This is a genomic window from Soonwooa buanensis (genome assembly GCF_900167905.1).
Lineage (GTDB): Bacteria > Bacteroidota > Bacteroidia > Flavobacteriales > Weeksellaceae > Soonwooa > Soonwooa buanensis.
This window is the reverse complement of the sequence record NZ_FUYZ01000011.1, coordinates 68,068-86,527: the sequence shown is the minus strand read 5'-3', so window position 1 is coordinate 86,527 and position 18,460 is coordinate 68,068. Positions and strand designations below refer to the sequence as shown.

General features: G+C 34.5%; 21 protein-coding genes. 12 read left to right on the top strand and 9 right to left on the bottom strand.

The features are described 5' to 3' along the window. Nucleotides 1-55: 55 nt before the first annotated feature. Both B5X62_RS13350 and B5X62_RS13345 read right to left on the bottom strand, forming a co-directional pair. Nucleotides 56-1,390 carry an Nramp family divalent metal transporter gene (locus B5X62_RS13350; RefSeq protein ID WP_079667941.1) on the bottom strand — a complete coding sequence of 445 codons (1,335 nt, stop codon included), beginning with the start codon at nt 1,388-1,390 and terminating at the stop codon, nt 56-58. A gap of 102 nt (nt 1,391-1,492) precedes the next feature. Further along, nucleotides 1,493-2,026, bottom strand: coding sequence for a glutathione peroxidase (locus B5X62_RS13345; protein ID WP_079667940.1), 534 nt, complete (start codon nt 2,024-2,026; stop codon nt 1,493-1,495). Between the two features lie 744 nt (nt 2,027-2,770). On the opposite strand from B5X62_RS13345, the gene B5X62_RS13340 reads away from it, so the two are divergent. Both B5X62_RS13340 and B5X62_RS13330 read left to right on the top strand, forming a co-directional pair. Next, the gene (locus B5X62_RS13340) at nt 2,771-3,331 is read left to right on the top strand and encodes a hypothetical protein (protein WP_144038394.1); all 561 of its coding nucleotides are present in this window, start codon (nt 2,771-2,773) and stop codon (nt 3,329-3,331) included. A 432-nt stretch (nt 3,332-3,763) separates the two neighbouring features. Continuing rightward, entirely contained in the window at nt 3,764-4,012 is a 249-nt protein-coding gene (locus B5X62_RS13330; protein ID WP_144038393.1) for a hypothetical protein, read from the top strand. A gap of 74 nt (nt 4,013-4,086) precedes the next feature. Here the strand turns inward: B5X62_RS13330 and B5X62_RS13325 are convergent, their stop codons facing one another. From B5X62_RS13325 to B5X62_RS13300, 6 genes are all read right to left on the bottom strand, one after another. Then, nucleotides 4,087-4,917, bottom strand: coding sequence for a 5'-nucleotidase, lipoprotein e(P4) family (locus B5X62_RS13325; protein WP_079667936.1), 831 nt, complete (start codon nt 4,915-4,917; stop codon nt 4,087-4,089). A 72-nt stretch (nt 4,918-4,989) separates the two neighbouring features. Further along, on the bottom strand, nt 4,990-5,415 hold the full coding sequence (locus tag B5X62_RS13320) for a GNAT family N-acetyltransferase (protein WP_079667935.1): 426 nt from the start codon (nt 5,413-5,415) through the stop codon (nt 4,990-4,992). A gap of 115 nt (nt 5,416-5,530) precedes the next feature. After that, nucleotides 5,531-7,045 (bottom strand): bifunctional phosphoribosylaminoimidazolecarboxamide formyltransferase/IMP cyclohydrolase, encoded by a 1,515-nt coding sequence (purH, locus tag B5X62_RS13315; RefSeq protein WP_079667934.1) that lies wholly within the window; start codon nt 7,043-7,045, stop codon nt 5,531-5,533. Between the two features lie 188 nt (nt 7,046-7,233). Then, nucleotides 7,234-7,797 carry a phosphoribosylglycinamide formyltransferase gene (gene purN, locus B5X62_RS13310; RefSeq protein ID WP_079667933.1) on the bottom strand — a complete coding sequence of 188 codons (564 nt, stop codon included), beginning with the start codon at nt 7,795-7,797 and terminating at the stop codon, nt 7,234-7,236. 76 nt (nt 7,798-7,873) lie between these two features. Next, nucleotides 7,874-8,863 carry a phosphoribosylformylglycinamidine cyclo-ligase gene (gene purM / locus B5X62_RS13305; RefSeq protein WP_079667932.1) on the bottom strand — a complete coding sequence of 330 codons (990 nt, stop codon included), beginning with the start codon at nt 8,861-8,863 and terminating at the stop codon, nt 7,874-7,876. 381 nt (nt 8,864-9,244) lie between these two features. Beyond that, on the bottom strand, nt 9,245-9,796 hold the full coding sequence (locus tag B5X62_RS13300; RefSeq protein ID WP_079667931.1) for an NADPH-dependent FMN reductase: 552 nt from the start codon (nt 9,794-9,796) through the stop codon (nt 9,245-9,247). A gap of 142 nt (nt 9,797-9,938) precedes the next feature. On the opposite strand from B5X62_RS13300, the gene B5X62_RS13295 reads away from it, so the two are divergent. From B5X62_RS13295 to B5X62_RS13280, 4 genes are all read left to right on the top strand, one after another. Then, nucleotides 9,939-10,313, top strand: a complete 375-nt coding sequence (locus tag B5X62_RS13295) for a RidA family protein (protein ID WP_079667930.1) — start codon at nt 9,939-9,941, stop codon at nt 10,311-10,313. A gap of 193 nt (nt 10,314-10,506) precedes the next feature. Continuing rightward, nucleotides 10,507-11,268, top strand: coding sequence for an alpha/beta hydrolase family protein (locus tag B5X62_RS13290; RefSeq protein ID WP_079667929.1), 762 nt, complete (start codon nt 10,507-10,509; stop codon nt 11,266-11,268). Nucleotides 11,269-11,374: 106 nt separating this feature from the next. Next, nucleotides 11,375-12,160 (top strand): XRE family transcriptional regulator, encoded by a 786-nt coding sequence (locus tag B5X62_RS13285; protein ID WP_079667928.1) that lies wholly within the window; start codon nt 11,375-11,377, stop codon nt 12,158-12,160. A 63-nt stretch (nt 12,161-12,223) separates the two neighbouring features. Continuing rightward, the gene (locus tag B5X62_RS13280; RefSeq protein ID WP_144038392.1) at nt 12,224-13,006 is read left to right on the top strand and encodes a hypothetical protein; all 783 of its coding nucleotides are present in this window, start codon (nt 12,224-12,226) and stop codon (nt 13,004-13,006) included. Here the strand turns inward: B5X62_RS13280 and B5X62_RS13275 are convergent. Continuing rightward, nucleotides 13,003-13,926, bottom strand: coding sequence for a Dyp-type peroxidase (locus B5X62_RS13275; RefSeq protein WP_079667926.1), 924 nt, complete (start codon nt 13,924-13,926; stop codon nt 13,003-13,005). The two genes, B5X62_RS13280 and B5X62_RS13275, sit on opposite strands and share 4 nt — an antisense overlap. Nucleotides 13,927-14,289: 363 nt before the next feature. On the opposite strand from B5X62_RS13275, the gene B5X62_RS13270 reads away from it, so the two are divergent. The 6 genes from B5X62_RS13270 (at nt 14,290) to B5X62_RS13245 (ending at nt 18,460) form a co-directional block, all read left to right on the top strand. Further along, nucleotides 14,290-14,649 carry a DUF2200 domain-containing protein gene (locus B5X62_RS13270; RefSeq protein WP_079667925.1) on the top strand — a complete coding sequence of 120 codons (360 nt, stop codon included), beginning with the start codon at nt 14,290-14,292 and terminating at the stop codon, nt 14,647-14,649. A 70-nt stretch (nt 14,650-14,719) separates the two neighbouring features. After that, the gene (locus B5X62_RS13265) at nt 14,720-15,094 is read left to right on the top strand and encodes a VOC family protein (RefSeq protein WP_079667924.1); all 375 of its coding nucleotides are present in this window, start codon (nt 14,720-14,722) and stop codon (nt 15,092-15,094) included. 568 nt (nt 15,095-15,662) lie between these two features. Continuing rightward, a complete protein-coding gene (locus tag B5X62_RS13260) occupies nt 15,663-16,376 on the top strand; it encodes a hypothetical protein (protein WP_079667923.1) in 714 nt (237 codons plus the stop codon). A 29-nt stretch (nt 16,377-16,405) separates the two neighbouring features. Continuing rightward, on the top strand, nt 16,406-16,738 hold the full coding sequence (locus B5X62_RS13255) for a DMT family transporter (RefSeq protein WP_079667922.1): 333 nt from the start codon (nt 16,406-16,408) through the stop codon (nt 16,736-16,738). A 327-nt stretch (nt 16,739-17,065) separates the two neighbouring features. Beyond that, the gene (gene bla, locus B5X62_RS13250) at nt 17,066-17,824 is read left to right on the top strand and encodes a subclass B1 metallo-beta-lactamase (protein ID WP_079667921.1); all 759 of its coding nucleotides are present in this window, start codon (nt 17,066-17,068) and stop codon (nt 17,822-17,824) included. A gap of 102 nt (nt 17,825-17,926) precedes the next feature. Further along, nucleotides 17,927-18,460 carry a YfiT family bacillithiol transferase gene (locus B5X62_RS13245; protein ID WP_079667920.1) on the top strand — a complete coding sequence of 178 codons (534 nt, stop codon included), beginning with the start codon at nt 17,927-17,929 and terminating at the stop codon, nt 18,458-18,460.

Below are 18,460 nucleotides of genomic sequence, written 5' to 3'. Positions count from 1 at the left end.
GACCAATTTTGAAATCTTATAAAAATGCTAAATTTTAGCACAAACTTCTTAAATCTTATAAACCAGTAAACGTCAAATAAAGTAAGTATAAATTTAATATAAGGATAATTCCGCTGATGATAATTACTAAAATTTTTAACCAAGGTTTGTTAGCAAAACGACCCATTTTTAATTTAGAATTTGTAAACATCACTAAAGGAATAACAGCAAAACTTAATTGCATTGACAAAATAATTTGGCTGAAAACCAACAATTGCGACGTTCCTCTTTCACCATAAAGAATGGCTACAATTAATGCTGGAATTACAGCAATAAGTCGCGTTATTAAACGACGAACCCAAGGTTTTAATCTGATATTAAGAAAGCCTTCCATAACGATTTGACCAGCTAAAGTCCCTGTTAATGTTGAGTTTTGTCCAGAAGCCAATAAGGCAACACCAAAGAAAATACTTGCGAAAGTTGTTCCTAAAAGCGGTGTCAAAAGTTGATACGCATCATGAATATCTGCGACACCATGATGTCCACTTGTGTGAAAAGTTGCGGCTGACAAAATCAAAATGGAAGCATTTATAAAAAACGCCAACATCAGAGAAAAGCTACTATCAATGGTCGCAAATTTAATCGCTTCTTTTTTGCCTTCTGTGGTTCTTGGATAATTTCTAGTTTGGACAATACTACTGTGTAGATAAAGGTTGTGCGGCATAACAGTCGCACCAAGAATTCCGATCGCGATATACAACATGTGAGGATTGGTTACCACTTCTTTTTGTGGAACTAAACCATGAAGAATTGGAAAAATCTCAGGTTTACTAACGATTAATTCATAAATAAAACAACCTAAAATAATAAAGATTAAACCACCGACAATACTTTCTATAATCCGAAAACCTTTGGCTTGTAAAAATAAAATGATGAAAACATCAACAACGGTGATGACGACGCCCCAAGTCAACGGAATACCAAAAAGCAAATTAAGCGCAATCGCCGTACCGATAACTTCGGCTAGATCACAAGCAGCAATTGCAATTTCGCAGAGAATCCAAAGTACAAAATTAACTGGCGGACTAAAATGATCGCGACAAGCTTGGGCTAAATCTCTTTCGGCAACGATGCCGAGCTTTAGAGATAGATGTTGCAAAACAATCGCAAAAAGGTTTGAAATCAAAATAACAGACAACAATGTATAACCGAAACTGGCGCCACCTTCGATGTCAGTAGCCCAATTTCCGGGATCCATATAACCAACAGCAATCATTAATCCTGGTCCTGTAAAAGCCAAAAGCTTCTTCCAAAAACCAGCATCCTGCGGAACTTTTATTGATGAATAGACTTCTTGAAGAGAATGTTGGTGCTTCTCTCTTCGCCAAGCTTCTTTAGATTTTTTGAACATTAAAAATATTTTGTTAGAATAATCTAACAAAATTACATAATTAATTCATTTCCACAAAAAAAGTGAAGCCAAACTCCACTTTTAAAATTATTGTTAAAACAATTATTTCAGATATTTTGTGATTTTATCACTGTTTGGTTTTGTTGTACTTACAAAACTATCGATGATATGACCATCTTCATCCAGAAGAAATTTCGTAAAATTCCACAAGATCGAAGTATTTTTAACACCATTTTCTTCCTTCTTTGTCAAGAATTTATAAATTGGCGCCATGTCATCTCCCTTCACCGAAACTTTCGCAGCCATAGGAAAAGTCACGCCATAATTCTTCTCACAAAAACTTGCGATCTCTTGATTACTTCCTGGTTCTTGACCTCCAAAATTATTAGCAGGAAAACCAACTATCACCAATTTGTCTTTATAAGTTTTATACAAAGCCTCAAGCTCTTTATATTGTGGCGTAAAACCGCATTCTGACGCCGTATTCACTATTAAAATCTTCTTCCCTTTAAAAGCCGAAAAATCAATTTTTCCACCATCCAAAGCCTCAACACTAAAGCTATATATCGACTTCGCTTGCGAATTTCCCTTCGTACAACTAAACAACCCAAATAACATAATCAATAGATATTTCATAATTTATAAAATTTTGGGCGTGCCCACTTGCCGCCATTAGGCTCGCTTCGCTCGCCCCACGCTACAAGCGGTCGGTCTCCGCGCAGTCGCTGTTTTTTGCCATTTCTAATTCCATTCAAAAAAACGAGCTCCAACAATGCGCTTCGCCCTCACGCAAATCCAGTGATAAAGATAGCTATTTCAGCAGAATATTCTACTTTGCTTTAATAATTTTGTCGAAAAGCCTCAAAAAAAACTGATCATTTATCATAACGTTAAAAACTGAAACTGACAAAAAGCTTATATAATCTAAACACGTAGTTAATGCTTGTTCCTATTGCAGGCTATTCAAAAACTGCAGTTTCTAACATAACAATTACCATTTGATCAAGTTTACCGAATTACAACTTTAAACATTTCCATAGTCCATTGCCGCAATCAGACTCACAAAACATAATTATTACTGATAATTACACTAAAAAAACGAATGTTAAAAATTTATATCATTCACTTTTTTTATATCTTAGTCACATTTAAAAAAAAGCATCATATTACATGTTGCTCGAACAAAAATTCGAATGTAAGGCTTTGCTTCATTAGTAAATCCTCCAAAATATTATTTTAATAAAATCCATTTAATAAATGAAGAAAATATCATTTCTTGTTATTCTTTTTAATTCTATTTTTATTTTTTCACAAACAACAGCAGTTATAGAATCTTATAATTCTAGTTTAAAACACGCTCATCTAAAAGGCTTTATCAACATGAAGTTAAATTACGTGGAAGATTTAAATTATGATATTAAACCTTACATCGATTCTTTATTTATAGAAAAATCAATTCCATATAAAAAGTTAACGAACATAGATTTCAATATTTTCGAAAACTTTTCACCTAAATACGGTAATGGGAAAATTGAAAAATATCTGTCACAGCTATGCGATGAAGGTAATTTTGATTCAGTTATTATAATTAAAGCATTTGGAGACAAAAATAACAAGTATAATATTCTTGCTTCTGATCTAAGTCCAGATCTTGACTTCGGAATCGTTTCTTTCGAAAATCCCAAGAATAAAATTATGTACTATAACAACATAATATTTTTGTATTATTCAAAAAAAGAAGGAAAACTTAAATATCCTATTTCTGGAAAAAAAGAGAATTTATTTTATGATTTAAATCCTATTAAGTTTGAAGATGTAGTTTTTGATGCAAGTACAAAAAATTTAATCGATGCAAATACAAAGAAAAATAGCTTTCTAATTGACCTAAAAAATAGATTAAAACTAAACTTTAATAAAATGATTGAAAGTCTAAAAGATTAGTCAACATTACTGCAATGCATTTTACAGAAAAAATTAACGAAGTCTAGAATTTGACATTTTCTCATAATTTAGAAGCTACAAAAAGAAACATAAACGCATTTGATCCAAGCCTTAAAAACCAACACCGAACTACAAAAAGCCATCTTCATCGTTTGGCAAATTTCAGGGCTTATTTCAATTCTGGTTTTATCACTTGTATTTTTCACAAATCAGGATTTCTTGCTAAGCAAAATACCGACTTGTCCATCGCAATTAGAAGGGAAAACATGTGTACTTTGTGGCTCGTCACGCGCCTTTTTCGAAATTAAAAATCTTAACTTTCAGAAGGCTTTTCAACTAAATAAAGCTAGTATTTTTATATTCTTCGGACTGTTAATTAATGCAGGACTTTTAATAACCTATCACACTAAAAATTTAAGAAAATAAATATTTATGAGAACAATTGCATTAATTCTTGGTATCCTCTCCATCTTCGGTATGTTGCTTGGTTTTATCCCATGTTTAGGCGCTTTTAACTGGATCAACATTCCGTTTGCGTTAATCGGATTAGTTGTAAGTATCGTTGCACATGGTAAAGAAGACGGCACATCAAAATCCAACGCAATGGCAGGTATTATTATGTGTTCTATTGCAATGGTTTTAGGATTTGCAAGACTTATCGTTGGCGGCGGAATATTCTAATAGTCAACCAACTAACAATAAAAAAGCAGTTTTTAATTATTTTAAAAACTGCTTTTTTATGTATGATAAATTTTTTAAGGATTTGATTTCACAATATTATATAAAATCGAATCTCTTTTGGCTTGTGGTAAATCATTTTTATAGTCAAACACCGCAGATTCCCAATCGCCATAACCAACATTTGGAAGAACAATAAACTTCTTTCCAAATTCATTTTTAAGTGTTTGTACAGCTTGAGCACGCTTTTCCTCACTTGGATGATTATCAAACAAAGACGAAAAATCTGTCAAACTATCACCTAACAACATCACGATGTCATAATTTTTTGCAACATCTTGACGACGGTTTTCCTTACTACTTTCTTTGCTTCGCAAAATCACATTTTTAGGACTTTGGATAGGAAACTTATAACGTTCTAAATTGGCAACCGTCCCAGCACGCTCGTCTTCGTTTCGGTTGGTGATATAGAAAATCTGAACACCTTTTGATGCCGCATAATTAAAGAAATCTAAAGACCCAGAAAGTGGCTTTGCAATCCCTTTTGACGTCCAATTTTTCCAACTTTGTAAGTCATAGATTTTTCCCTCTTTAGCCATTTCCACAGCATAATAAGAATTGTCCATAAAGGTTTCGTCAATGTCGGTTACAATCGCTAAAGGTTTAGCTGATTTTTTTGCTAAGGCCTCATCCAATCGGAATTGTGCAACATTATAAGCTTGTTGGCACAAGGCTTGGTATTCGGCGGCTCTCTGCTGAAAAAATGCTGCATAAAGCTTTCCATCAACTTGTAAATTTTGATAAGCTGGTTTTGTTTGTTGTGTGTATTCTACAGTCTTGTGTGTTGTTTGACAAGCACTTACTCCCAACAACATTGCGCCACCAACAATCCAATTAAAATATTTCATTTAAAAATTATTTTCCACAAAATTAAAAAGAAGAATTTGGTTCTTCTTCAAAAACTCAAAAAAATGCAAAATTTATTTCTGAAGATATTTCACCAAATACTTTGGAACATCCAGATAGCCTTCTCGGAAATAAAATCGGTGCGCCGCCTCACGCGTAAAATTACTATGCAATTCTATCCTATCACAATTTTTTTCCACCGCTAGTTTTTCACAATAATCAAGTAGTTTTTTGCCAATATTTTTACCACGTGTATTTTCGTCAACCACCAAATAACTGATTCTCGCAAAATCACCTTCCACCGCAATTTGAGGAATAAAATGCATGGAAATAAATCCCAAAACTTTTTCATTTTCTTCATAAACCAAACTATTTTCATTCTCATCTTTAAGGAATTTTGAAATTTTAGAAGACATAAAAGATTCTGTATTTGGATATCCCATTTGTGCTAAAAGTTCAGAAATTCGACTGGCGTCATTTGCTTGTACTGGTCTTATCATTTTTAAAATTTAAAGAACAATACAATTTAGCTTTTTTTGTCTTAAATAAAAAAAACATCGCCCAAGTCAAAAACTCGGGCGATGCAACAAACTATTACTTAATCTATTAATTTTTTTAATGGAAAAAATGTCTCATTCCTGTGAACATCATTGGGATTTTGTGCTCATTAGCAGCATCAATACTTTCTTGATCCTTCATACTTCCGCCAGGTTGAATAATTGCTGTAATACCTTCCTGAGCGCAGAAATCAACAACATCTCTGAAAGGGAAAAACGCGTCAGAAGCCAAAACCAAATCACCAGAGAATTTCTTTTTTGCTCTTTCAATGGCTTGTTGTGTTGCCCAAATTCTGTTAACTTGACCACCGCCAATTCCGAACGCTTGGATGCCATTTGACACAACAATTGCGTTTGACTTTACATATTTAACAACACGTTGCGAGAACAATAAAGCTTTTCTTAGTGCTTCAGTTGGTTGCGTTTCTGTAACAACTTTAATATCGTTAGAAAACTGATTATCATTGTCTTGAACCAATATTCCGCCATCAACCTTAACCCAAGTTTGCTTGTCAGAAACAGCATTTTTGATTTTGATAACGCGAAGATTTTTTTTCTTATTTAAAATTTCTAAAGCTTCTGCTGTAAAATCTGGCGCCATAACAATCTCTAAAAAAGTCTTGTTAAGCTCTTCAGCAGTTGGCGCGTCAACAGTATAATTCATCGCTACGATTCCTCCAAAAATTGAAACTGGATCGCACTCAAAAGTCTTTTGATAAGTTTCTAAAGCCGAAGTACCAATCGCAACACCACAAGGCGTCGAGTGCTTAACCGCACAACAAGCCATCTCTTCTTTAAATTCTGTAACAACCTTCCAACAAAGATCCATATCTCTCAAATTATTGAAAGACAACTCTTTACCTCCAAGTTGTTCAAAATCTTTCATCGCGCCATTTTCGATAGTCGAAACATAATAAGCAGCCGATTGGTGTGGATTTTCTCCATAACGAAGGTCAGCAACCTTTTTGTAAGAAGCATTTAGATATTGTGGATATTCTTCATCCAACAACATCTTTGCAATCGCCGCATCATAAGCAGATGTCAAGTTGAATACTTTACCAGCAAGCGTTTTTCTAGTTTCTAAAGTTGTATCACCAGAAGTTTCCATTTCTTGCTTTACCAAATCATAATCTTCAACATTGGTGATAACTGTAACGGATTTAAAGTTCTTAGCAGCAGAACGAAGCATAGAAGGTCCACCAATATCGATAAATTCAACTTTTTCGTCTAATGAAATATCTTTGTTAGCGTTTTCGAAAAATGGATAAAGATTAACAATAACCATATCGATAAGTCCGATTTCATGATCTTTAACGGTGTTCATGTGTTCTTCATTATCACGAACCGCAAGAAGTCCACCATGTACTTTTGGATGTAATGTCTTTACACGACCGTCCAACATCTCAGGAAAATCGGTCACTTCATCAATCTGAATTGGATTAAGACCTGCGTCTTTTAGATGTTTAAAAGTTCCTCCTGTAGAAATTAATTCCCAGTTGTTTTGCTCTAGAAACTTTGCAAAATCTTGCAATCCACTTTTGTCTGAAACACTAATTAATGCTCTTTTTTTCATTTCAATATTACTTTTTACAGCTATTTCAAAACTGCAGTTTACCGGTTCTTTCACCTCCGGATTTATAAATTTATTACTTTCTTCTATTTTTAATTTTACTTAAAGCTTTAATTTAATTAAAATACACTTTAACAACTAATAAACATATTGTTATACATTTTAAAATAAATTTACTTTAAATAAAATACTTACGGATTTAAGACTTTATTGATTGCTTTAGGAAAAATTTCATATTCAACAAGGTGAATCTTTTGAGCTAAACTTTCGGCAGTTTCCTTTTCATCTAATGCAACTTTTCCTTGCAAAATAATATCGCCTTCGTCAACACCAGAAGTCACATAATGAACAGTTGCACCACTCTCCTTTTCTTTAGCTTCAATAACCGCTTCGTGAACATGATGTCCCCACATTCCTTTTCCTCCAAATTTCGGCAACAACGATGGATGAATATTAATCATCTTTTTATCCCACTTCTGACAGAAATCTGATTTAAGAATTGACAGAAAACCCGCCAAAATAATCAAATCTGTATCTTTCGGAATTATCTTATCCAACTCATCAGAAAAAGCTTTTCCTCTAGGGATTAAAACATTGTCAATCTGATGTTTAGCCGCTCTTTCTAATCCAAAACATTCGCGATCAGCAACAACAAGGTTGATTTTCGCATTTTGTATCTCGTTTGCCTCAATACAATCAATAATTCTTTGCAAATTGGTACCAGAACCAGAAACTAAAATTGTAATCTTTTTCATACTTGTACAATGTATAATGTACAGTGTAAAATGTATATTAGCTCCATCTTACGTTGTACATTATACTTTTTACATGTTACAACAAAACGATTTTCTCGTTTCCTTCTGTGATTTCTCCAATTTCGTAAGCGTCATCAAGAAGTTCAAGAACTTTGTGTGCGTGATCTGCATCAACAACAACGATCATCCCAACGCCCATATTGAAAGTCCCGAACATCTCTTCTCTTGCGATGCCTCCACGTTTTTCTAATTCCAACATTATACTTGGAATTTTGATTTTTGAAGCATTAATAGTTGCACAAAGTCCATCACCAATAATCCTAGGAATATTCTCGTACAATCCGCCACCAGTAATGTGTGCGATACCATGCAAAGGCACTTCATTTAACAATTTATGAATATCTTGATAATATAATCTTGTCGGTACCAAAAGCGTTTCGTACAAAGGTTTTCCTTCAAATTCTTCTTCAAAATTTGGGAATACTTTTCTCACCAAAGAAAAACCATTAGAATGGAAACCAGAACTCGGCAAAGCGATAATTTTGTCTCCAGTTTTGATTTTTGAACCATCAATAATTTGATCTTTTTCTACGATACCCACGCAAAATCCTGCAACATCGTAATCGCCTGGTTGATACATTCCTGGCATTTCTGCAGTTTCGCCACCGATTAAGGCACATTCGTTGTCTTTACAAGCTTTCACCATTCCTAGAACAATCTCGGCAGCAATGTCAGAATCTAACTTACCACAAGCCAAATAATCTAGGAAAAATAAAGGTTTTGCACCATGACAAAGGATGTCGTTAGCACACATTGCAAAACAGTCAACACCGATAGAATCGTATTGTTTGGTATCCAAAGCCACTTTTAACTTTGTACCAACGCCATCTGTACCCGATACCAAAACTGGATTTTTATAGTTTCCAATTTCATAGAAAGCACCAAAACTTCCTAAATTATTAAGTACGTTTTTGTTATGCGTTTCTGCCACAGCAGATTTTATCTTGTCTACGGTTTTGTAACCTTCTTCTTTGTCAACGCCAGCTGACTTGTAAGTGTTGCTCATGATTCTTTTTACTTTTTAGATTGTTTTGGAAAACCAAAGACGCAAAATAGATTAAGTCTTACGCCTTTAGCTCCAGGTCGAAATCCGACAATGCCGTATTTCATTTTCACTTTTCATTTTGCCTGCAACAATTTGCTAGGACTTTCAGATTTATTTCAAACTATATTGTTTGCTAGCCAATTATCATCCAAAAAAGGACAATAAAAAAGCCGACAATCTTTCAGATTATCGGCCAGTATTTTAGTTCAGGATTTCAGAGCCCACAACTTTCCCTTTATTGGAATAATAGCTCGGCTTCAAGAAATTGGTCTGAATATTCACTTTCGTTCTTTTTGACAAAATTAAAACTTTTTGAATAAATATCCTAAACAAATTTTAATTCTACTTTTCTAAAATTGTTTCAAGTTCTTTAATTTTCACAATTTTTTCTTTTAACTCATTGATTTTATCGGCGTTAACAAGACCTTCATTTTTGTCAATATTATCTTGATAAAAAGGCACCGAAAATGTTTCAACAACATTACCACCATGGAAAGGGAATCTTTTGCTAGCCGCTTCTAACACACCTGCACCACCTCTCGCACCAGGAGAAGTTGACATTAATAACATTGGCACTTCGCTCCATACGGTTCTGTCCTTAATTCTAGAAACCCAGTCAAATACGTTTTTGAAAGCGGTTGTATAAGTCCCGTTATGTTCTGGCAACGATAACAAAATAACGTCTGAAGCATCGATTTTGTCAGCTAACTTTTGAGCTTCTGCAGGAACACCAGATTTAACTTCGATTTCATGTTTGTAGATTGGCATTTCGAAATCGTTCATATCAAAGAATTCTACTTCGTTATTTTCTCCGAATTGTTTTGCTGCATATTTAACCAAAATGCTGTTCATCGAATTTTCTGCGTTACTTCCAGAAAGTGCTAATATTTTCATTTTTTATTGTTTTAATAATTTTACTCTGCAAAGATAGAAGACTTTTGAAGCGATTACATTGATGTATCGTAAGATTTTTAGTTTTGATGCTAAAAATATCATTTAGAAAAAGTATTTTCGAACTTTAAAAAAATAAATCTCAATGAAAATTTTAGAAAGCGCTTCGCTTCCAGCTCCAGCAGGGCATTTTTCGCCTGCTATCGAACATAATGGTGTATTATACCTATCTGGTCAACTTCCGAAACATCCAGTAACGAAAGAAGTTCCTGAAGGGATTGAAGCACAAACAAAACTGTCTCTAGAAAATGTTGAAAACGTCCTAAAAGCTTTCGGACAAGATAAAACCTCGGTTATCAGAATGGTGGTTTATATTACAGATATTGCTTATTGGGCGGACGTTAATAGAGTCTACACCGAGTTTTTCGGTGATCATAAGCCAGTACGTTGTATCATCCCAATTGGTCCACTAAATGGTGGTTGCCTTATCGAAGTTGAATGTACAGCTGAGAGAGTTTAAGTTAAAGTAATAATATAGAAGCCTCAAGTAGTTAAATTATTTGAGGCTTTTATATGTATTTTTTTAAACTCGATTTATAAGATTGGAAGCATTTAAGAAGTCTATTATTGATTACTAATAAATCTTAAAAACTAAGATATCGACATTAAGTTTTAATCTATTAACATTACAATTAAGTTTAAAATAAAAACAAATGAAGTTTTTAACAATTCTTATTTTATGCCTATTACTTCTACAATGTGGCGTAAAAACCAAAGCTGTTGATAATACACCCTACGCTACTAAAATCGATACCATTACTTATTTTGACAACGTCAGAAGTCGTCCAATTCCTGTTGCAATTTATCAACCTAATAATCCAAAATTGGCTAACGGAGTTCCCATTATTTTTAGTCATGGTTATGGCGAAAATCGTGGCACAGACTATATTGACGCTTACAATTATCTTGTGGAATTTTTAGCTTCGAAAGGTTACTTTGTTGTTAGTGTTCAACATGAGTTAAAAACCGACGAACTTTTAGCAATGACCGGAAAGCTAAACGAAACCAGAATGCCAAACTGGGAAAGAGGTGTGCAAAATATACTTTTTGCTCTTAACAAAATAAAAGAAAATCATCCGCAACTTAATTATAAAAAATTGGTATTAATAGGCCATTCTAACGGTGGTGACATGACTGTATTATTTGGGCACAAATATCCTCATTTAGTTGACAAAATGATTGCAATGGACAACCGTCGAATGAAATTACCACTCACCTCGCAACCCAAAATATACACTTTACGATCAAACGATTATCCAGCAGACGAAGGCGTACTACCAACTGATGTCGAAAAGTCAAAATATAAAATGACTGTTGATTTTACTAACATCAATCACAGTAGTATGGACAATGATGCTACTGCAGAAGAGCGAGAATATTTAACACAAAAAATCCTCCAATATTTGAAGGATTAATATCTTATTCGAAATCATAACATTTACTTTTTATCCCAAAATTTAACAATCAGAAAGTTACTATTTGTATCATTTTTAACTATATTTGTTGGTATAAATAATAACAATGTCAATTTTATCAGATAACATTCGCTTTTTAAGAGCCCGACAAGAATACTCGCAGCAGAAGTTAGCAGACTCCCTGTTTATCACGCGCGTTCGATATGCAAAATACGAAGATGGAACCTCAGAGCCACCTATAGAATTGCTACTTCGGATTTCTAAATATTTCCAAATTAGTATCGATCTTTTGGTATCTGTTGATATTAGAAAATATCCTTTGGAGAAAATGCTCAACTTGCCAGACAATCGTATTTTGATCCCAATTGCAGTTGATATTGCAGGAAATAACCAAATCGAAATTATCCCTCAAAAAGCATCAATGGGTTACCTCAACGGTTATAGCGATCCAGAATATATCGAGGGTCTCCAGACCATATCTCTACCCTTTCTTAGAAACGGAAAATACCGCGCTTTCCCGGCAAGTGGCGACTCGATGCCTCCATATAAAGACGGTACCTACATCGTTGGCAAATATGTCGAAAACCTTTCCGATCTCAAAATTGATAAAACCTATGTCTTTATAACCACTAATGATGGTATACTTTATAAGCGTTTTCAGTTTAATGAGGCCAATTTCATTTGTGTTAAATCAGACAATAACTTCTACGAGCCACTACAAATCCCGCTAACGGATGTTAGAGAGATTTGGGAGTTTGCCTGTTCTATCTCTACACAAGAGTTTGATGCAGACGAGTTTTCTGGACAAAATGTTAAAGATCTCTTTTTAGAATTAAAACAAGATATTAAAGACATGAAAACGAAGTTGCCATCAAAAAAAACTGCTAAATAATAGATTGATAGTTTTTTCTTTATCTTGTAACTCAACATTCTACAACAACAATAAGCAATCCTCATGTCAAGACTCATACTACTCTTACTTTTTCTTAAAACTTCAATTGTATTGGCTTGCAGTTGTGTACCAACTTCTTTTGACCAAAACTACATAGATGCAAAATCTGTTGCAGTGGTCAAAGTTTTAGAAACCAAAAATATTGAAAGTACTGATAGTTTTCGCCGTTACATTGCTAAAGTTGAAACAATTAAAACCTATAAAGGTCTTCCAACTTCCGAAATAAGAATATCAGGTACGGTAGAATATGCTTATTCTGGGGCTTGTGAAGTTAGTGTAAAACCTGGCGAAGTGTTACTAATAATGAGTAATTCTTTAGATTATAAAGTTGGCGCATTCAGTTCTTGTAGTAGTATGTTTAGTATTGATCCTGATCTAAAATCCAAAACTAATTACAGTCTAACCTACTACACCAATTACTTTTCTGTGCTGGATAAAGTTAAAGCAATGAATCTCCCTTATGAATTCAGTCTTTGGCGTAATGGGATAATTCTAGATAAAGAAGCTAAAACAATTACCAACTATTTTAATGCTTTCAAGCTTCCCAAAAACAAAAACAGATTTGGAGTTTTCCTATTTGACTTAGATAAAAATGGTGTTACAAAAACGATTGATGTCGTTTATATGAAACAAAAAAAGCTTGATCCAAAAATAATTGAGCAAATGAAAAAAAGTATCTTGATTTACGATGAAAACGAAACTCCAGCTAATAAGAAGTATCTTGTTTTTATTGATTTTAATAAAGATTTAACCGCAGAGATTAATGGTTTCCGACAACTCCCCTAACCTGCAAAATCGTTAAGCATATCAATACTTGGCACAAAATACAAAGTCCCCGTTTTTGCCGTGCTAAAGTCTAAAATTCTGTCATAATTGCCCTTCGGCTCTCCTACAAACATCCTAGTCAACATTTCTTTAACGGTGCTAAAACTACTGGCATAAGCGATAAAGTAAGTCCCCATTTCGTTATTGGCAACATTCCCGAACGGCATATTATCGCGCACAATTTTCTTATCATCACCAACATTAGCCAAGGCCGAATGCGAGTTGCTAGGTTTAACATCGTCGGTCATTTCGATGTCTTGTTGCTTAGATCTACCAATAACTTTCTCTTGTTCTGTCACTGGCAAGGCACGCCAAGCAGACATATCGTGGATATATTTCTGTACAAAAAGATAGCTACACCCTTCATAGGCTTTATCCTCTTTACCGATAAGTCCAAAGTGTGCACGTTTCTCACCTTGCGGATTTTCGGTACCATCTACAAACCCCAAAATACTACGCCCATCCCAATATCGGAAACCATGCACTTCCTCAATACAATCTGCAACAGGTGTTAAGAAATCTGACAGAATAGTCGCCATATCAATACAATAGCTGTACATCTCACTTCGGATATGGAAATGCAGGTCGCCATCCGTCGCCACCGCCGTATGCTTCTCTCCCACTATGGCTTCAAAATCCGCTAACTCTTTGGGAGGTGGCGTTGTTAGACCAAGTCGATCCCATGCTTTTCGGCTAATCCCCATCACGATATTAGATTTAGCATTTGGGAATCTAGTAGCTGCCGAGTTGTCAAGATTAACAATCAATGCACAAATTCTTTGGAAAACCTCATCAACTTTATCACTTGTTGAGAATTTCCATACCATAAATATTGTATTCTTATTTGGTGTATCTAGGACATCTTGGGTCTGTGCACTCATGCTTTTATATTTGTAACCAAATATACTAAAACAATCGTTTTTAAACTAAATTTTCACACAATTAATTGGGACTAAATAAACTGAGTTCGGGATAAGAAAATTAACGTCAGTTCGAGTAGATTTCGCAGAAATCGTATCGAGAACTTTTTAAATATTAATGAAGACTAAACTTCTCAATACAAAATTTTTAAGATTTTTACTCTAAGTGACGACTCATATATAGAAAAGTGTTTTATCTAGAGCTGACGTTAGATAGTATTAAAACTAAGATATTAGAAGCTTGACAGATTATTTTGTCATTAAAATAAGTGTGATGTAAGGATTTTAATTAACTTCGTTCAAAGCTTAATAATTGATGCTAGAATGAACGATAAAAATAACGAACGCGTTTTCAAAATGTCATTTGCAAGTGTATATCCACACTATGTTACCAAGATTGAAAAGAAAAATCGTAGCGTCGAAGAGCTTCATCAAGTTATTTTTTGGTTAACGGGTTACAACGATGACCAACTTAAAAGCATTATAGAAGACAACATCAACTTCCGTGACTTTTTTGATAAGGCACCTCAACTTAATCTCAATGTCGGTTTGATAAAAGGTGTTATCTGCGGTTATCGTGTCGAAGATATCGAAGACCCGCTTATGCAGAAGATACGTTACCTTGACAAATTGGTGGACGAGCTGGCTAAAGGAAAAAACATGGACAAAATATTGAGAAGTTAATTACATTTAAAATCTCGAGTTTAAGGTTAAACATTAAACTTTAGACTCGAAACATAATAAAAATAATTATATGAAAAGAGTTACAGGCATTGGAGGATTGTTCTTCAAATGCAAAGATCCAGAAGCGGTGAAAGCTTGGTATCAAAAACATCTAGGTTTCCCAGTTAACCAATGGGGATGCACTTTCGAGTACGACCCCAAAGCCGAAGATGCAAAAGCAAGTGCGATACAGTGGAGTCCCTTCAAGGAAGATACACAGTACTTCTCCCCTTCGGACAAGCCCTATATGTTCAACTATACCGTGGACGATTTGGTGGCTTTGGTGGAAGAACTAAAAAAAGAAGGTGTAACCATCCTAGACGACATCGCCGAATATGAGTATGGCAAATTTGTACACATCCTCGATTGCGAAAACAACAAAATAGAACTTTGGGAACCTGCCTAGCTAGACCTTACAAAATACGTTATTAGACTATCGATTAGTCTATACAATACAAAAGAGACAAATACTTTGCTACTAGCAATAGATTTTGTCTCTTTTCTGTTTTAAATAACCTGAATTCGGGATAAGAAAATTAACGTCAGTTCGAGTGTTTTTTCGCAATGAAATGGAGAAAAAATGTATCGAGAACTTCTTGCAAATCTTCTCTACACAAGATCCTACAGATTTTTATTTTAAATAACGGTTTATTTAAAGAAAAATGTCATAATCCAAACTGACGTTAAATATGATTATTATAACAATCCTCTTTGGGCATAGTTCGAATATACTTCGCTAAAGACCCTATTTTTCCGAAGTACATACGAAGCATTACCGAAGCAGAATAACAGCATAACAGAACAATACGCCTACCTCATGCGACAGTCTTGCGACATATACGCGGCATAAAGGCGACATAGATGCGGTAAAGATTTAGGAATAAATAAGAGATTTTTAATAAAATAAGCCAACTTATTCTAGAAAAAGAATTATCTTTAGTTAACTGAAGTTTAACAAGTTAAAGATAAGTATTATGGCACAATCTGACAACTTTTTTAACCTAAAAGGTAAGCTTGGCAACCTCATCTTTTGCGTTCGTAATGGTAAGACTTATGTTAAGCCCTATTCTGGCGGATTTGTGAATGGCAACTCGCAGGCGCATCCCAATGTAAAGGCTTCTCAGTCCAAGTTCTCCGAAGTTGCACACTTTATCGGGAATTTTAAGAAAGCCATACTGCCACTACTTTGGCGACAAAAAGATGGCAGCTTCCACAATCAGTTGGTGTCGTTATTCTACAATATCAAACGTCACTTTCCCGATGATAGCTTGTATAACAGTCTCAAACGCCCTGAGACTCTTAAGTTCTTAAAACAAGAATCTTTTAATAAACATCACAAACTTCCTGCCCATGCAGTCTATTTTGATGCCGAACACAATCGTTTAGAGATTAAAACCTTTCTCCTCAAAAGCTTTGAAAAAAAATATCCCCACACCCTGCTAGAAGTTGCTTTTTGCTGGCTCGAGATAAAGCCCGATACTGGTGTTATCCCACATAACATCCAAACGCAGATGCTGGAGGTTAACTATCAAGATCCGTCTGATATCGAAAAAATAGAGCTTGCACCTCAGCCATCCGATCCAGATGTTATCTATTGGCCATTTGTATGTCTTAGCCTGCTAGACCAAAACGATGCTTTGCTTCGCATCCATCATCCGCAACAAAGTATGTGGGCTGGCGTGGTATAGCTAAAGGCTATTTTTGTATTTTTGCTCGTATGAAAGGGACATTATACCTACTTATCGCCATCGCTTTCGAAATTATTGCGACAACCTACCTCAAAAAATCTGAGGAGTTTACCAAGCTCGCGCCTTCCATTGTAACAGTTGTTGGTTATGGGGTGGCATTTTACTTCTTAAGTCTTTCTCTGCGGACTATTCCTGTTGGTATAGCCTATGCGATTTGGTCAGGTGTTGGTATTGTGCTTATTACTTTGGTGGGGATATTGGTGTTTAAACAAACGCCCGATTTACCAGCTATTATAGGTCTTTTATTTATCATTATCGGTGTTGCGATTATCAATATTTTCTCGAAGATGAATGCGCACTAGGACCTCTTTTGTACTCTAGGTATTAAAGTCAATTTAATATTTTTAATCATGTATTAGATTCATCAACTATAATAAAGCGTATGGATACTAATAGTAACAATCATCAACGGATGTAATGTGTTGTTTTTTAAGCATTTATTTAAGCTTGTTTTTTATAAAACTTTATGTATTTAGAATTAAAAAATAATCTACTAATTATAGATTCTTTTTAATATTAAAACTTGTTAAGTATTCTAAAGACTTTATCTTTTTCTCTATTTTTAGACATATAAAAAAGACTGTATTTCACCGTTTGTAATAACAGTAACACATCTCTAAAAATAAAAAATGAACAAGTTTATAAAAAGCATCGTCTTATCAGGATTCGCTCTTATTAGTATTGGTTGTAGCACTCAAAAAATAGAAACATTCACTCCGAAAGTTCTTTATAAATCAGATGATTTAGTTATTACTGAAGTTTCTCCAAATGCTTTTCAACACACCTCTTATTTGCAAACCGAGACTTGGGGGAAAGTACCTTGTAACGGACTATTAGTGAAAGATAAAGACGAAGCAATCGTGTATGATACGCCAACCACCAACCCAACTTCTGAAGAACTTATCCAATGGATAACGGACAATCTACACACCAAAATAAAAGCGGTCGTTCCTACGCATTTTCATGACGATTGCCTTGGCGGTCTCAAAGCTTTTCACAATCATCAAATAGCATCTTATGCCAGTACAAAGACCATAGAGCTAGCAAAAGAGAATCACTATGAAGTGCCACAAAATGCCATTATAGATTCAATTAGTCTTAAAGTGGGTAACAAAACAAGTACTGCAAAATACTTTGGAGAAGGTCACACCAAAGATAATATTGTAGGCTACTTCCCTAGCGAAAATGTCATGTTTGGCGGTTGTCTCATTAAAGAACTAGATGCTAACAAAGGTTATCTAGGCGATGCTAATGTTGATACATGGTCCAACACTGTCGAAAAAGTACGTGCACAATACCCTGATGTAAAGGTCGTGATACCTGGTCATGGCGATTTCGGAGACAAAAAACTACTTGACTACACGATTAATCTATTTAAAGTGAAATAAAATAAAACCTTTGATTATAAGGCTTATCATGACATCATGAGAATTTTATAAAACCAAATAAGGCTACGCAATAAGTCTATATTACCATAAAATACAAAACTAATGACAGATACTAACTATCAACTAAAATTTCCTATTGGAGAATTCGTAAAACCTGATGCAATAGACGAGCATCAAATTAAAATTTGGATCAACACGATTAAAAACTTTCCATCGAAGATACAAGCAGAAACCTCTAACTTATCCGACAACGAGCTAGAAAAAACCTATAGACCTAATGGCTGGACAATAAGACAAGTTGTTAACCACTGCGCTGATAGCCACATGAATAGCCTAATAAGATTTAAACTCGCTTTAACCGAAAATACACCAACAATAAAAGCCTATCGAGAAGATGCTTGGGCAGAATTATCCGATTCTAAGCACTTCCCAATAAACAGTTCTATCAAAATCCTAGAAGGTATCCACGATAGATGGACCAATCTACTAGAAAACTTAACCGAAGAAGAATTACAAAAAGATTTTCAACATCCCGAATCAGGAGAGATTATCTCTCTAAAAACTAATATCGGCATTTACGCTTGGCATTGTGACCATCATTTGCAACATATCATTAATGCAAAAAAGAAGGTTTAA